The 13,884-nt window shown below is 71.6% G+C and carries 15 protein-coding genes; 8 read left to right on the forward strand and 7 right to left on the reverse strand.

Going from position 1 to position 13,884, the window contains the following annotated elements; all coding sequences use genetic code 11:
• Nucleotides 1–4: 4 nt before the first annotated feature.
• Complete coding sequence (locus EDD29_RS45905; protein WP_170201690.1) at nt 5–175, reverse strand: hypothetical protein; 171 nt, start codon at nt 173–175, stop codon at nt 5–7.
• Nucleotides 176–393: 218 nt separating this feature from the next.
• Between EDD29_RS45905 and purB the strand changes: the two genes are divergently transcribed.
• From purB to leuC, 3 genes are all read left to right on the forward strand, one after another.
• Nucleotides 394–1,827 (forward strand): adenylosuccinate lyase, encoded by a 1,434-nt coding sequence (gene purB, locus EDD29_RS33755; RefSeq protein WP_123668315.1) that lies wholly within the window; start codon nt 394–396, stop codon nt 1,825–1,827.
• A gap of 82 nt (nt 1,828–1,909) precedes the next feature.
• The gene (locus tag EDD29_RS33760; protein ID WP_123668316.1) at nt 1,910–2,542 is read left to right on the forward strand and encodes a TetR/AcrR family transcriptional regulator; all 633 of its coding nucleotides are present in this window, start codon (nt 1,910–1,912) and stop codon (nt 2,540–2,542) included.
• 128 nt (nt 2,543–2,670) lie between these two features.
• On the forward strand, nt 2,671–4,068 hold the full coding sequence (leuC, locus tag EDD29_RS33765; protein WP_123668317.1) for a 3-isopropylmalate dehydratase large subunit: 1,398 nt from the start codon (nt 2,671–2,673) through the stop codon (nt 4,066–4,068).
• A gap of 148 nt (nt 4,069–4,216) precedes the next feature.
• Here leuC and EDD29_RS33770 read toward each other — a convergent pair whose 3' ends face one another.
• The 4 genes from EDD29_RS33770 to EDD29_RS33785 all read right to left on the reverse strand — a co-directional run bounded on the left by EDD29_RS33770 (nt 4,217) and on the right by EDD29_RS33785 (nt 7,326).
• Nucleotides 4,217–4,858 carry a hypothetical protein gene (locus EDD29_RS33770; protein WP_123668318.1) on the reverse strand — a complete coding sequence of 214 codons (642 nt, stop codon included), beginning with the start codon at nt 4,856–4,858 and terminating at the stop codon, nt 4,217–4,219.
• Nucleotides 4,855–5,391, reverse strand: coding sequence for a SigE family RNA polymerase sigma factor (locus tag EDD29_RS33775; RefSeq protein WP_123668319.1), 537 nt, complete (start codon nt 5,389–5,391; stop codon nt 4,855–4,857). The genes EDD29_RS33770 and EDD29_RS33775 overlap by 4 nt, the downstream gene beginning before the upstream one ends.
• A 119-nt stretch (nt 5,392–5,510) precedes the next feature.
• Nucleotides 5,511–6,476: a peptidoglycan-binding domain-containing protein gene (locus EDD29_RS33780; protein ID WP_123668320.1), complete on the reverse strand. Its 966-nt coding sequence runs from the start codon at nt 6,474–6,476 to the stop codon at nt 5,511–5,513.
• Between the two features lie 142 nt (nt 6,477–6,618).
• Complete coding sequence (locus EDD29_RS33785) at nt 6,619–7,326, reverse strand: dihydrofolate reductase family protein (protein WP_123668321.1); 708 nt, start codon at nt 7,324–7,326, stop codon at nt 6,619–6,621.
• A gap of 22 nt (nt 7,327–7,348) precedes the next feature.
• On the opposite strand from EDD29_RS33785, the gene EDD29_RS33790 reads away from it, so the two are divergent.
• The 4 genes from EDD29_RS33790 (at nt 7,349) to EDD29_RS33805 (ending at nt 11,221) form a co-directional block, all read left to right on the forward strand.
• Nucleotides 7,349–8,404, forward strand: coding sequence for an ATP-dependent DNA ligase (locus tag EDD29_RS33790; protein WP_123668322.1), 1,056 nt, complete (start codon nt 7,349–7,351; stop codon nt 8,402–8,404).
• A gap of 102 nt (nt 8,405–8,506) precedes the next feature.
• Nucleotides 8,507–9,019 carry a hypothetical protein gene (locus EDD29_RS33795; protein ID WP_123668323.1) on the forward strand — a complete coding sequence of 171 codons (513 nt, stop codon included), beginning with the start codon at nt 8,507–8,509 and terminating at the stop codon, nt 9,017–9,019.
• Between the two features lie 69 nt (nt 9,020–9,088).
• Nucleotides 9,089–10,534 carry an aldehyde dehydrogenase family protein gene (locus EDD29_RS33800; protein WP_123668324.1) on the forward strand — a complete coding sequence of 482 codons (1,446 nt, stop codon included), beginning with the start codon at nt 9,089–9,091 and terminating at the stop codon, nt 10,532–10,534.
• A gap of 153 nt (nt 10,535–10,687) precedes the next feature.
• Nucleotides 10,688–11,221, forward strand: a complete 534-nt coding sequence (locus tag EDD29_RS33805) for a hypothetical protein (protein WP_123668325.1) — start codon at nt 10,688–10,690, stop codon at nt 11,219–11,221.
• Nucleotides 11,222–11,242: 21 nt separating this feature from the next.
• On the opposite strand, the gene EDD29_RS33810 is transcribed toward EDD29_RS33805, so the two are convergent.
• On the reverse strand, nt 11,243–12,529 hold the full coding sequence (locus tag EDD29_RS33810) for an NAD(P)/FAD-dependent oxidoreductase (protein WP_123668326.1): 1,287 nt from the start codon (nt 12,527–12,529) through the stop codon (nt 11,243–11,245).
• A gap of 58 nt (nt 12,530–12,587) precedes the next feature.
• Between EDD29_RS33810 and EDD29_RS33815 the strand changes: the two genes are divergently transcribed.
• Complete coding sequence (locus EDD29_RS33815) at nt 12,588–12,794, forward strand: hypervirulence associated TUDOR domain-containing protein (protein WP_123668327.1); 207 nt, start codon at nt 12,588–12,590, stop codon at nt 12,792–12,794.
• Here the strand turns inward: EDD29_RS33815 and ligD are convergent.
• Nucleotides 12,791–13,834: a non-homologous end-joining DNA ligase gene (ligD, locus tag EDD29_RS33820; RefSeq protein ID WP_123668328.1), complete on the reverse strand. Its 1,044-nt coding sequence runs from the start codon at nt 13,832–13,834 to the stop codon at nt 12,791–12,793. The two genes, EDD29_RS33815 and ligD, sit on opposite strands and share 4 nt — an antisense overlap.
• Nucleotides 13,835–13,884: the final 50 nt, after the last annotated feature.

A 13,884-nucleotide genomic window follows, 5' to 3' on the forward strand; every position in this document is an offset into this window, starting at 1 on the left:
GGCGTCAGCGGGAGGCCTCGTACCAGCGGTAGGGGATGCTCCAATCCCAGTTCTCGGCCTCCAGCTGGTCTTCCGCGATCCAGTAGGGGTCGAGGTACCCGGCGTAGGCGTGGCCCATGGCGCGCAGCCAGGAGGCGGCGAGGGCGCCGAGGAAGGCGAGCGAGGTGCTGAACATGTGCGCTCCGCGGGGGGGTCGGGGAGATCGGCCGGTGTTCAGGGGTCCCGAAACAGCCAGATTTATCCGACTATCTCGGGACACCAGTGTTGATGATCTGAGCCCCGGCTTCAATGGACATTCGCACAACACCCGCGCCCGCTCCCCCTCCACGGCGCGACCGCCGCCCGAGGGCCTGACCTGCTGACTCTCCGCGGGGGCCGATAGACTCGGCGAACGTGACCACCAAGCCCCGCATCCCCAATGTCCTCGCCGGCCGTTATGCCTCCCCGGAGCTGGCCGTCCTCTGGTCGCCCGAGCAGAAGGTGAAGCTGGAGCGGCAGCTCTGGCTGGCCGTCCTGCGCGCCCAGGCCGGGCTCGGGATCGACGTCCCCGAGCAGGCACTCGCCGACTACGAGCGGGTGCTGGAGCAGGTGGACCTCGGCTCGATCGCCGACCGCGAGAAGATCACCCGGCACGATGTCAAGGCCCGCATCGAGGAGTTCAACGCCCTCGCCGGGCACGAGCACGTGCACAAGGGCATGACCTCGCGCGACCTCACCGAGAACGTCGAGCAGCTCCAGATCCGGCTCAGCCTCGTGCACGTCCGCGACCGCGCCGTCGCCGTGCTGGCCCGGCTCGGCTCGCTGGCCGCCCAGTACTCCGAGCTGGTCATGGCGGGCCGCTCCCACAACGTCGCCGCGCAGGCCACCACCCTGGGCAAGCGCTTCGCCAGCGCCGCCGACGAACTGCTCGTCGCCCTCGCCCGGGTGGAGAACCTGATCGAGCGCTACCCGCTGCGCGGGATCAAGGGCCCGGTCGGCACCGCCCAGGACATGCTCGACCTGCTGGGCGGGGACGCCGCCAAGCTCGCCGACCTGGAGCGCCGGGTGGCCGAGCACCTGGGCTTCGGCTCCGCGTTCGTCAGCGTGGGCCAGGTCTACCCGCGCTCCCTGGACCACGACGTGCTGTCCTCCCTGGTCCAGCTGGCCGCCGCGCCGTCGTCGCTGGCCAAGACCATCCGTCTCATGGCCGGGCTCGAACTGGTCACCGAGGGCTTCAAGGAGGGCCAGGTCGGCTCCTCGGCGATGCCGCACAAGATGAACACCCGATCCTGCGAGCGCGTCAACGGCTTCATGGTCATCCTGCGCGGCTACGCCTCGATGACCGCCGAGCTGGCCGGCGACCAGTGGAACGAGGGCGACGTGTCGTGCTCGGTGGTCCGCCGCGTCGCCCTGCCGGACGCGTTCTTCGCCCTCGACGGCCTGATCGAGACCTTCCTGACCGTCCTCGACGAGTTCGGGGCGTTCCCCGCCGTGGTCTCCCGCGAACTCGACCGCTACCTGCCGTTCCTGGCCACCACCAAGGTGCTCATGGCCGCGGTCAAGGCGGGCGTGGGCCGCGAGGAGGCGCACGAGGCCATCAAGGAGCACGCGGTCGCCTCCGCGCTCGCCATGCGCGAGCAGGGCGCCGCCGACAACCAGCTCCTGGACCGGCTGGCCGCCGACGACAGGCTGCCGCTGAACCGGGCCGACCTCGACGCGCTCATGGCCGACCGGCTGTCCTTCACCGGCGCCGCCGCGGCGCAGGTCGCCGAGGTCGCCGAGCGGATCGCCGAGGTCGTCAAGCGGCACCCGGCCGCGGCGGCCTACGCACCCGGCGCGATCTTGTGAACTCCCACACATTTGACAACGACTGTTCCAGTCTTTCCACGGAGATGCCTTCTCGGGACAGGCGTTCTGTCAGGATGTCGGCATGAATGCCGTGCCCAGCCGCCGAATCTATGGCGGCGCGAGCCCCGAGGTCCGCGTCGCCGAGCGCCGGGCCCGCCTCCTGGAGGCGGGCCTGGCGCTCCTCGGCACCGAGGGCCTGCGCGGCACCACGGTCCGCGGCGTCATCGAGCGGGCGCGGCTCACCCCGCGCTACTTCTACGAGAGCTTCCAGGACCTGGACTCCCTGATCACCGCCGTCTACGACGGGGTGGTCGCGGACCTGCGCGAGGCGGCCATGGCCGCGCTCCTGGCGGCGCCCGACCGCACCACCGACAGGGTGCGCGCGGTGGTCACCACGGTGATCGACTTCTACGGCGACGACCCGCGCAAGGGACGGCTCGTCCTCGCCGAGGCGATGGCCAGCCCCGTGCTGGCCGAGCGGCGCCTGGCCACCTCGCAGATGTTCGCCAAGATGATGACGGGCGAGCCCATCCTGCACAGTGATCCCAGCCGGGAGATCATGATGGCCGCCCGCTTCATCGTCGGCGGCTTCAGCGAGATCCTCACCGACTGGCTCCAGGGCGACCTGTCCGCCGAGCGGCCCGAGCTGGTCGAGCGCTGCACCGCGCTGATCATGGCGACGCTCATCTCGGCGGCCACCGCCGGTTCCGCCTGATCCCTCCCCTTTCGGCACCGCCATCCGGTGGGTTAGCCTTGCGGAAACGTCGTTTCGCAAGGCGATACGACGTTTCCCCTCACCCCCGGCGCCGTCTTCCTGAGCGGCGCAGACCCTGGGAGGCGTCGATGGCCGGCCTGACCCTCGCGACGAAGATCTGGAACGCGCACGCCGTGCACCGCGCGGCGGGGCAGCCCGACCTGCTCTACATCGACCTGCACCTGCTGCACGAGGTGAGCAGTCCGCAGGCCTTCTCCGGGCTGCGCACGGCGGGCCTGGGCGTCCGCCGACCCGACCTCACCCTCGCCACCGAGGACCACAACGTCCCCACCGACGACCCCACGGTCATCAGCGACCCGCTCTCGCGCGCCCAGGTCGACACCCTCCGCGCCAACTGCGCCGAGTTCGGCATCCCCCTGCACTCCCTCGGTGACCCCGACCAGGGCATCGTCCACGTGATCGGACCGCAGCTCGGCGTCGTCCAGCCCGGCATGGCGATCGTCTGCGGCGACTCCCACACCGCGACCCTCGGCGCGTTCGGCGCCCTGGCCTTCGGCATCGGCACCTCCGAGGTCGAGCACGTCCTGGCCACCCAGACGCTGTCGTCCCCGCCGTTTCAGACGATGGCCGTCACCGTCGAGGGCGAACTGCCGCCGGGCGTCGGAGCCAAGGACCTCGTGCTCGCCGTCATCGCCCGGCTCGGCACGGGCGGCGGCGCCGGATACGGCATCGAGTACCGGGGCGCGGCGATCCGCGGGCTGTCCATGGAGGGCCGGATGACGGTCTGCAACATGACGATCGAGGCGGGCGCCCGCTACGGGATGATCGCCCCCGACGAGACGACCTTCGCCTACCTCGAGGGACGCCCGCACGCCCCGGCCGGAGCGGCATGGGACCGGGCCCTCGAGTTCTGGCGGACCCTGCGCACGGACGACGACGCGGTCTTCGACGCCGAACTCGTCGTCGACGCCTCAGCGCTGACCCCGTTCGTCACCTGGGGCACCAATCCCGGGCAGGGCGCCCCGCTCGGCTCCGCCGTCCCCGACCCCGCGTCGTTCCCCACCGAGGCCGAGCGCACCGCCGCGGAGCGCGCGCTCGCCTACATGGACCTCGCGCCCGGCACCCCGCTGCGCGACGTCGCCATCGACACCGTCTTCGTCGGGTCCTGCACCAACGGGCGCATCGAGGACCTGCGCGTCGTCGCCGAGGTACTGCGCGGCAGGCGCGTCGCCGAGGGCACCCGCATGCTCGTCGTCCCCGGCTCGGCGAGGATCCGCCTCCAGGCCGAGGCGGAGGGCCTGCACGAGGTCTTCACCGGCGCGGGCGCCGAGTGGCGCCACCCGGGCTGCTCGATGTGCCAGGCGATGAACGCCGACCGGCTCGCCCCCGGCGAGCGCAGCGCCTCGACCTCCAACCGCAACTTCGAAGGCCGGCAGGGCAAGGGCGGGCGCACCCACCTCGTCTCCCCGGCCGTCGCCGCCGCGACGGCCGTCCGGGGACGGCTCGCCGCCCCCGCCGACCTCTGACGGAGGCGGCCCCGCGCAGGCCGCCCCCGTCTCCGCCGCCGCGCGCCGGCGGCGGAGCCTGTGTTCCGAAGTCCCGGAGGACCTCAGTCCGAGTTCCGCTCCTCGTCCTCCTGCTGTGCCTTGCTCTTGGTGAAGTGGATCCTGCCGATCATCGGACTACCTCCAGTTGTGCGGCCATCTCGATTGCTCTCTCACGCTTGATCCCGGCCCCGAGGACCTCCACCAGCAGACCCGTCTGCTGTTCGCACACGGCACGCGCGACCTTCCGTCTCACGACGCTGTATCCGCAGCCCGCCCATTGCGCCGAGTCGGCGTCGGCGGCCAGCAGGGTCTCTTCGGCATAGTCCTGGAGCGACACGCCCTGGATCACGGTGACCTGCGCCCGCCGTCCGCTCTTGGCATCGCGCACATGCCAGATCCGCCATGTCCAGCCGGCCGGGGGGTGTTTCTCGACTTCGGCGACCTCCGGGCCCGCGTCCGCCACTCCCATGCCCTCGGGGAGGTTCCCGGGGACCGACCGCAGGTCCAGGGCCTCCAGCACGGTGTCCGCCGGCGCCGGGCGGGGCTCCTCGCCGGGGACTCTCGACATGACCGGAACGGTGACGGCCGCCGCTGCCGTCGCGATCACCGCGAAGGAGACGGTGATCCCTCGGGGCCATCCCCTGCGGCGCCGCCCCGTCAGCACCCGCGCGGCGAGGTCATGGGGAGCCGCCACGTCGCACACATCCTCTTCGACGCTCTCACGGACCAGCGCGGCGAGGCGCGCGGCGAACTCGTCTTCCGCGGTCATCGCCTTCCTCCCGCCATCTCGCTCTCGGCGTCCGGCGGAGGACCGTCCGCCAGCTCCACCGATCCGCGCAGCGCGCGCATGGCGCGGTGCGTCTGGCTCTTCACCGTGCCGACGGTGACGTCCATCAGCGCGGCGGTCTCGGCCTCGGACAGGCCCTCCCAGTACCGCAGGACGATCACCGTCCGCTGTCCCGGCGACAGTTCGTGCAGCGCCCTCCGGACGGCGTCCCGCCGGACGTAGTCGTCGAACGGCACCGCCACGGGCTCCTCACCGCCCACCCGCTCCAGCAAGGTGAGCGCCCGGGTGTCGCTCCGCCAGCCGTCCTTGGCCGCGTTGACGATCGAGCGCCGCAGGTACCACTCGGGATCGCCGCGCCGGGAGATCCGCTTCCACTTCGGGAAGGCCCGCTCCAGTACCGCCTGGACGAGGTCCTCGGCGTGGTGCCGGTCGCCGGTGAGCGCGGTCGCGAACCGGAGCAGCGCCGTGCCGCGATCCTTGACGAACCGGGTGAAGTCCGCCTCGGTCTCGTTCACATGCCCCTCCCTCCGGCCGACACCCCTTACACGTCCTGGGGCCTCTGGAGGTTGTCACGCGAGTGCCCCCGAATCCCGGCGGACTCGGAGGCACCCGCGGACTCTCGGGGCCCCGCGGCTCAGCAGAGGGTGCTGTAGGTGTAGGCGATCTTCTTCGTGCCGTTGTAGTTGTAGTAGGCGTTGGAGGTCAGCCGCTGGAAGTAGACGAAGGAGCTCGACCCCACGTAGACGACGTCCACCTGGGTGTTCAGCCACAGGCCGTCGTCGGCGGCGTTCCGGGTCTGGGCGCCGACGATCCCGTCGACGCCGAGCCCCCACTTGCTCTGCCAGGCACGGGTCGCGGTCGCGGTCGCCGGGCCGAAGGAGCAGTCGATGCCGATCGAGATGCCGTCGGCGGCGACCACCTTCTGCCACAGCCAGGTGTAGTTGCTCGTGGAGTAGGCGCAGCCGTTGCAGAGCGTCGCCTCGTCGCCCCAGTCGTCGCCGGAGGCGTTCGCCCCGTCGACGAAGAGGCTGGAGGTCGAGCGCTCCGCCGAGCGCTTCGGCGGCTCGGCTTTCTCGACGAGCCTGCGCACCTTGGCCGGGACCCGCGCGGTGTCGGCGGGCAGCGCCTTGACGATCTTCAGCAGTTCGCCGCGGCTCACCGGCTCGCGGGCCACGACGCTGTAGTTGACGCCGCTCCGCTCGGTCCAGGTGGCGCCGAGGAGCCCGGACACGCCTGGCACACCGGTGTGCACGAAACGGAGCTTCCGGTTGCCCGCCTTCGCGCGCTTGACGGTGGTCGTCTGCACGACCCGCCCTGAAACGGTGTCGGGTGACACCTCGTAGACCGCGCCCACCGCGCGGGTGACCGCCACCGTCTTCGCACCGTGGAACTCGGCGGTCTCCACCTTCACCGCGCCGCCGCCCGCGATGTCTCCGGGCACGGTATGGGTGTTCTGCCCCGTCAGTTCCACACCGGGCAGGGCTTCGGTCACCGCCTCCTCCGCGCCCTGCACCAGTTCGGGTGGCGCGGCGGCCTGGGCGGGAGAGACAAGGGCAAGGACGAGAAGGGGGGCGGCAAGGACCGAGAGGGCCTTGGACAAGACGTACTCCTAAGACACACCGTGCGGAAGTGGATGATCAGAGATTTCCGTTTTGGACACTCAAGATCAAGATCGGTGAGTGGCCTGTGATGGACATGTTGTCCATGTTTGTCATGGAGACTCTGTTTCCACGGCGGTGGTGTCAAGCAGTCGGTCGGCCCTCTGGGCGATAGCGAAGGAAAAGTACCCCTTCGTCCTCATAGACAGCGTCGAGCGCGAGTTCGCGGCGGCCGTCCAGATCGCCGACGAGCCTGGTGTGGTGCGGGGTGCCGAGCAGCGTCGGCGCGATGTTCAGGCACAACTCGTCGGCGAGGCCCTCGCGTAGCACCGACGTGGTGAGTCCGGGGCCGCCCTCGCACAGGAGGTGGCGGACGCCGTGCTCCTCGCGCAGCCTCCGCACGGCCAGGCGCAGGTCCACGTCGCCGTCGCCCGCCGAGACCACCCGCACATGCGACGGCGCGGGCGAGTGCGCCCCGTCCGAGGTGACGACGATCGGCTCGCCCTCGGCGAACAGGGCGGCCTCCCAGTCGAGATCCAGCGACCGGCTCACCACGATGATCGGTGCGGGCGGACGGCCCCGGCGCGCCGCCATCTCCTTGGTGAGCCGCGCGGGCTTGATCCGGCCGGTGCGGACCGTCGCCGCGCCGACCATGATCCCGTCGGCGAGGGCGCGCAGCGCACGGAAGACCCGGAAGTCGGCGGCGCCGCCCAGGCCGTCGGACCAGCCGTCCTCGTCGGTGGCCGAGCCGTCGGCGCTCACCACCATGTGCACGCGCAGCCAGTCGCCCGCGACGCCGTACTCGTAGTACGGGTCCACGCCTTCTTCGGGTTCCGGCAGCAGACGCCTCATGCGACCCAGGTTATCTTGGGGCATGGACCTGCCGATCAGCCCGCCCGTCGCGCCGATGCTGGCCAAGGCGGTCAAGACCATGCCGCGGGGAGACCTTTACTACGAGCCGAAGTTCGACGGCTTCCGCTGCGTCGTCTTCCGCGACGGCGACGACGTCGTCCTGTCCAGCCGGGGCGAGAAACCGCTCACCCGCTACTTTCCCGAACTCGTCGAGACGGTCAAGGCCGAACTGCCCGAGCGCTGCGTGATCGACGGCGAGGTGATCATCCGGCGCGGCTCCCGGCTCGACTTCGACGCCCTGTCCCAGCGGATCCACCCCGCCGAGTCCCGGGTCCGGCTGCTCGCCGAGCAGACCCCGGCCTCCTTCGTCGCCTTCGACGTGCTCGCCCTCGGTGACGAGACCTGTTTCGAGACCCCGTTCAAGGAGCGGCGCGCCCTGCTGGAGCGGGCGCTGGCGAAGGCCCGGCCGCCCGTCCACCTCAGCCCGATCACCGACTCCTTCGAGGTCGCCACGCGCTGGTTCGACGAGTTCGAGGGCGCCGGACTCGACGGCGTCGTCGCCAAGAGCGCCGACCTTCCCTACGCGCCCGACAAACGGCTGATGTTCAAGGTCAAGCACGAGCGGACCGCCGACTGCGTCGTCGCCGGGTTCCGGTGGCACAAGAGCGGTCCGATCGTCGGCTCGCTGCTGCTCGGCCTCTTCGACGGCGACGGCGCCCTGCGGCACGTGGGCGTCGCCGCGTCGTTCACGATGAAGCGGCGCGAGGAGCTCGTCGCCGAACTGGAGCCCTACCGGATGTCCGATGTCTCCGGGCATCCCTGGTCGGCGTGGGCGTCGCAGGGCGAAGCGGACCGGATGCCGGGCGCGGTGTCGCGCTGGACCGGCAAGAAGGACCTGTCCTGGGTGGCGCTGCGGCCGGAACTCGTCTGCGAGGTCGCCTACGAGCACATGGAAGGCGACCGTTTCCGGCACACCGCCCGCTTCCGCCGCTGGCGCACCGACCGGACGCCCGAGTCCTGCACGTACGAGCAGCTCGAGGTTCCCGTCGAGTTCGACCTCGACCAGATCTTGACCTAGCCGCCACCTGCGGGTTCACCGGAGGTCCAGGAGCTGTCGGGGCGAACCGGGGCGGAGCGGGGCGCGTCACACCAGGCATCCCCTCGAGAGAGATGAGGCCCCTTGCCCCGTCTGCTTGTCCTCACCGCGGCCGTCGCGGCGCTCGCCCTCACCGGCTGCACCGTGACCGGTTCCGACGGCGGACTCCTGCCCGATCCCTCGACGTCCGCGTCCGCCTCGGGCGACGCCTCCCCGGAGAGCGCCGCCCCCGAGAGCGCCGACCCCGCCGGCATCGCCGAGTCCGGAGGCCCGCAACCGGTCCCGGCGGCGAGCTCGCCCACCGCGGTCATGTTCGCCGACGCCAGGGAGGCCGTCACCATCCTGCTCAGGGCGCGGATCGCGGACGACAAGACCGCCGCGCTGACGGCGGCGGGACCCCGCACGGTGGAGAAGGTCTTCGCCACCGCCGCGCCGCTCTCCGACGAGCTCGACGGCTGTGTGGCGGGCAGCGAACACGGCTACAGCTACGCCTTCGACTGCTACCGGAGGTACGAGGGCGGCTCGAACCACTACCTGGTCGACCCCTATCCGGCCACCGGCTGGCGCGTGGTGAACTACGAGGCGATCGCCGACTGACGTCCCAGGGTTCCCTTCCCCTCACAAACAAGCGTACGCTTGGTCCGCTATCTCGCGGGAAGGGAACCGATGACCGAGATCAAGACCTATGCGCACCTGATCGGCGGCGAACTGCGCACCTCGGCGCAGACCCTGGACTCGGTCGATCCGGCCACCGGACAGGTATGGGCGCGCATTCCCCGGGGCACCGCCCAGGACGCCGACGACGCGGTCGCCGCGGCCAAGAAGGCGTTCCCGAGGTGGTCGGGGATGTCCGCGGCGGCCCGGACCTTCATGCTCCGCAAGGTCGCCGAGGTCTTCACCGCGAACGCCAAGGAGCTGGCCGAACTCGAGACCCGCGACAACGGCCGGATCATCAACGAGACCTCCAAACTCGACCTGCCCGGCATGACCTACCTGTGGCAGAACGCCGCGGGCGAGGCCGCCCAGGCCGTCGAGGGCAAGTCGGTGATCTTCGGCCCGGGAAGCATGGGCTATACCCGGCGCGAGCCTTACGGCGTCGTCGTCGGGATCATCCCGTGGAACTCCCCCATCTCGACGTTCTCCGCGAAGGCCGCCTACGCGCTCGCCGCGGGCAACACCGTGGTGATCAAGCCCGCCGAGCAGGCCACCGTCTCGATGCTGCGGCTCGCCGAACTGCTCAAGGACGTGCTGCCCAAGGGCGTGCTCAACATCGTCTCCGGGCTCGGCGAGGAGGTCGGCGACCGGCTCGTCCGGCACAAGGACGTCGGCCGGGTCAGCCTCACCGGCTCCACCGAGACCGCGAAGATCATCACCCGCGCGTCCACCGACGCGCTCAAGCCCCTCGCGCTGGAGCTCGGCGGCAAGTCGCCCAACATCGTCTTCGCCGACGCCGACCTCGACAAGGCGGCCGAGGGCGTCTCCACCCGCGCGATCTTCACCGGCAACGCGGGCCAGGCCTGCCTCGCGGGCTCCCGCATCCTCGTCCAGCGGCCCGTCTACGACGAGCTCATCGCCAAGGTGAAGGAGCGGATGGCCGCGATCCGCCTCGGCGACCCCCAGTCGCCCGAGACGACCATGGGCCCGATCGTCTCCCGTGAGCAGTACGACCGCGTCGTCTCCTACATCGAGCTCGGCCAGAAGGAGGGCGCCGAACTCCTTTACGGCGGCCGCCACGGCGCCGAACTCGTCGCCGAGGAGTTCGCCGGAGGCTACTGGGTGGAGCCCACCCTCCTGGCGACCCCCGACAACTCCCTGCGCGTCTGCCAAGAGGAGATCTTCGGCCCCGTCGCCGTCGTCCTGCCCTTCGACACCTACGAAGAGGCCATCGCGATAGCCAACGACTCCCCTTACGGCCTCGCCTCCGGAGTCTGGACCACGTCCCTGGCCACCGCCCAGCGCGCCGCCCAGGACATCCAGGCGGGCTACGTCTGGGTCAACACCTTCCGCCGCGTCGCCCCCGGCCTCCCCTTCGGCGGCTGGAACGACAGCGGCTACGGCCACGACGCTCTCCTCGACAACACCCGGGAGAAGAGCGTCGTCCTCGACCTCTAGCCCTCGAGCCTCCCGACGGGACGCCGCGCCGCCTGGACAGCGGTGCGGCGTTCGCGGTTGGCCGCACCTCCGAAAACGGTTGATAATGCTGCACTTCGCATGATCGGGACATCTCGGGTCGTTGGCCCGGCCGGTCGGGCGGGGGGAGGCGGGATGACGCCGGATCGGATCGGGGTGCTGGTCGGGGCGGTCTTCGGACTGGTGTGGGTGGAGGTGAACGCGGGTGCCGCGGGTGCGCCGGTCGATCTGGTGCTGCGGATCGGCGGGGCCGTCGTCTTCCTCGCGGTGCTCGGCGGGCTGTGGCGGGCGCGGAAGACGCCGGCGCCGGACGAGGCGGGCAGGCCCGGCTTCGGCCCTGGTTACCGGCTGGTGCTGGCCGTCGAACTCGCCGCCTTCCTCGGCGGGAACGCGCTGCTCAACGGGCCCCTCGACCTGCCGGACGCGGTGCCCGCGTGGATCGCCTTCGTGGTCGGGGCGCACTTCGTCGCGCTCGCCCGGGTGTGGCGGGAGCCGTCGATCGGCTGGGTCGGCGGGGCCGCCGCGGTCCTCGGCGCGGTGGGCGTCGCCATGGCCGCGGCGGGCGCGTCCGGCGACGCCGTCGCGCTGACGTCCGGGGTGGGCACGGGCATCGTGCTCCTCGGCGGCTGCGGCTGGACCGTCCTGCGCGTCCCGGCGCGCGCGGCCTGACCGTCGGCGGCGGCCCGCGGATCAGCTCGCGGAACGCCCTCCCACGGGAAGGCGCCGCCCGTCGTGGGCGGCGAGATCGGACTCGGCGAGGGCCGCGGCACGCCAGCCGCTGGTGAGTGCGCCCTGGACCGACGGGCTGTCGCGGTGGTCGCCGGCGACGTAGACCCCGTCGGCGACGCGGACGGGACGCCTGAGGCGGTGGGTCGGAGGTGACGCGTCCGGCAGGGCCTCCGGGATGCGGATCGTCGTCACGTGCTCCCAGTCCGCGGTCCGGGCGCCGTAGACACGGGCCAGCTCGATCCGGACGGCCCGCTCGTCGGCGTCGGCCGCGACGAGGGTCGAGGCGATCAGGGAGCGGCCGGGCGGCGCGTAGGACGGGACCGCGTCGCTCACCACGACCGTGTTGACGACGCCGCCGCCCGACCGCCGTCCATCGCCGTTCACGTACAGGATCGGCTCGACCGCGGGAGAGCGCGGAGCCGAGTGGTAAACGGTCGTCAGCGGGTGCATGCGGGGCGCCGGGAGGTCCGGCAGCAGGGCCGCGGCGGTCCGCGGATCGGTCGCCACGATGACGGCGCGGGCGGTGATCCGGCCGGCCGACGTCTGGACAGCCGTGCCGTCCAGGCGCTCCACCCGCTGGGACAGATGGATCCAGCCGACCGGCAGCGGCGCGGCCAGCGCCTCGGGCACGGCGGCCACGCCCGCCTCGGGCAGCCCGATCCTGCCGCGCGCGAACGAGCGGACGACCATCGCCAGGACGTGCTCGGAGACGCGCAGGTCCGGATCGCCGAAGACGCCCGCGAGATAGGGCCGGACCAGCCCGTCCATCATCTCCGGGGAGAGCCCGGCGAGCGCGGCCGCCGCGGTGCGCTCCGGCTCGGCCAGGACGCGTTCCGGCGGGAGCCCGGCGTAGCGGGCCAGCAGCGCCGCGAGCCTGGCCTGGTCGGCGGCCGAGCCGATCCGGTGCGCGGCGAGGCCCTGGAGCATCCCCGGAACGCCCCCGGGATCGCGCAGCGGATGCGCGTACCGGACGAGGCCGCTCCGGTGCCGCACCAGGACGCCCGCCCGAAAGAAGCCCATCCGCAGCGACGCGAGGTCGACCAGCGACGCCAGCCGCGGATACGCGGTGTTGACCACCTGGAACCCGCGGTCGACGGTGAAGCCGTCCACCGTGTCGGTGGCGACCCGCCCGCCGATCCGGTCGGCCGCCTCCAGCAGCAGGAAGTGGCGGCCCGACCGGTGCAGCCGCCGCGCCGCGGCCAGCCCTGCCATGCCCGCCCCGATGATCAGCACATCCGTATCCGTCATACCGTGCGCTTACCCCCGGACAACCCGCCGTTTTCCCCTGTTCGGGTACGACTTCCCCATGACCGAGTTCAGGAAGGGCGACCGCGTCAGGTGGAACTCCCACGGCTCCACCGCCGAAGGCACCGTCCTCAAGAAGATCACTTCCGACACCGACGAGGCGGGCCGGACCGTCCGCGCCTCCCCTGACGAGCCGCAGTACCTCGTGCGCAGCGAGGCTTCCGGCGGCACGGCCGTCCACCGACCCGAGGCGCTGCGCCGGGCCTAATCCTTGGCCTTGCTCGGCTGGACGCGCTTCGGCTCGCCGGGCATCTTCGGATAGTTCGGTGGATAGGGCATGTCACCGAGGCCATGGTCCTTCTCGTCGCGGTCGGCCATGTCCAGCAGGGAATCCAGGGAGAAGGCGGCGTCGTCTATCGCGGCGTGCCTGTCGCCGACCTCGGCGAACCGGGCGGGCATCGTCTTCACGGTGAAGTCGGCGGGGTCGGCGTCGGCCAGCTCGTCCCAGAAGAGGGGCGCCGAGACCGGCGCGTTCGGACGGGCCCGGACACTGTAGGCCGAGGCGATCGTCCGGTCCCTGGCGTTCTGGTTGTAGTCGACGAAGACGGTCTCGCCGCGCTCCTCCTTCCACCACTTCGTCGTCACGGTGTCGGGCATCCGCCGCTCCAGCTCACGGCCGAGCGCCAGCGCGGCCCGGCGGACCTGGGTGAAACTCCACCGCGGCTCGATCCGGACATAGATGTGCAGACCCCTGCCCCCTGACGTCTTGGGGAAGCCGGTCATGCCGAGTTCGTCCAGCAGGGGGAGCACGCCCTCCCGCGCGACCCGCACGGTGTCGGAGAAGTCGCGGCCGGGCTGCGGGTCGAGGTCGATCCGCAGCTCGTCGGGGTGGTCGACGTCGGCCGCGCGCACGGGCCACGGGTGGAAGGTGATCGTGCCGAGGTTCGCCGCCCAGGCGACGACGGCGAGCTCCGTCGGGCGCACCTCGTCGGCGGAACGGCCCGAGGGGAAGTCGATCTTCGCCGTACGAACATAGTCGGGCGCGCCTTTGGGGACCCGTTTCTGGTAGAACGCGTCGCCCCCGCTCGGGTCGGCCCGGGTGGACATGACGGCGCCCTCCACCACCCCTCCTGGCCAGCGCTCCAGCGTCGTCGGGCGTTCCCGCAGAGCGCGCAGGATGCCTTCGCCGACCGACAGGTAGTAGGAGACGAGGTCGAGCTTGGTCAGCCCCGCCTGGGGAAAGTACGGCTTGTCAGGGTTGGTTACCTTGACGATCCGGTCGCCCACCGGCAGTTCGAGGAAGGCCATGGTCCACGCTTACCCCCCGGGAACACCCGCAACCCGCAGAAGGTTGCACC

This window comes from Actinocorallia herbida, from assembly GCF_003751225.1.
Taxonomy (GTDB): Bacteria; Actinomycetota; Actinomycetes; order Streptosporangiales; family Streptosporangiaceae; genus Actinocorallia; species Actinocorallia herbida.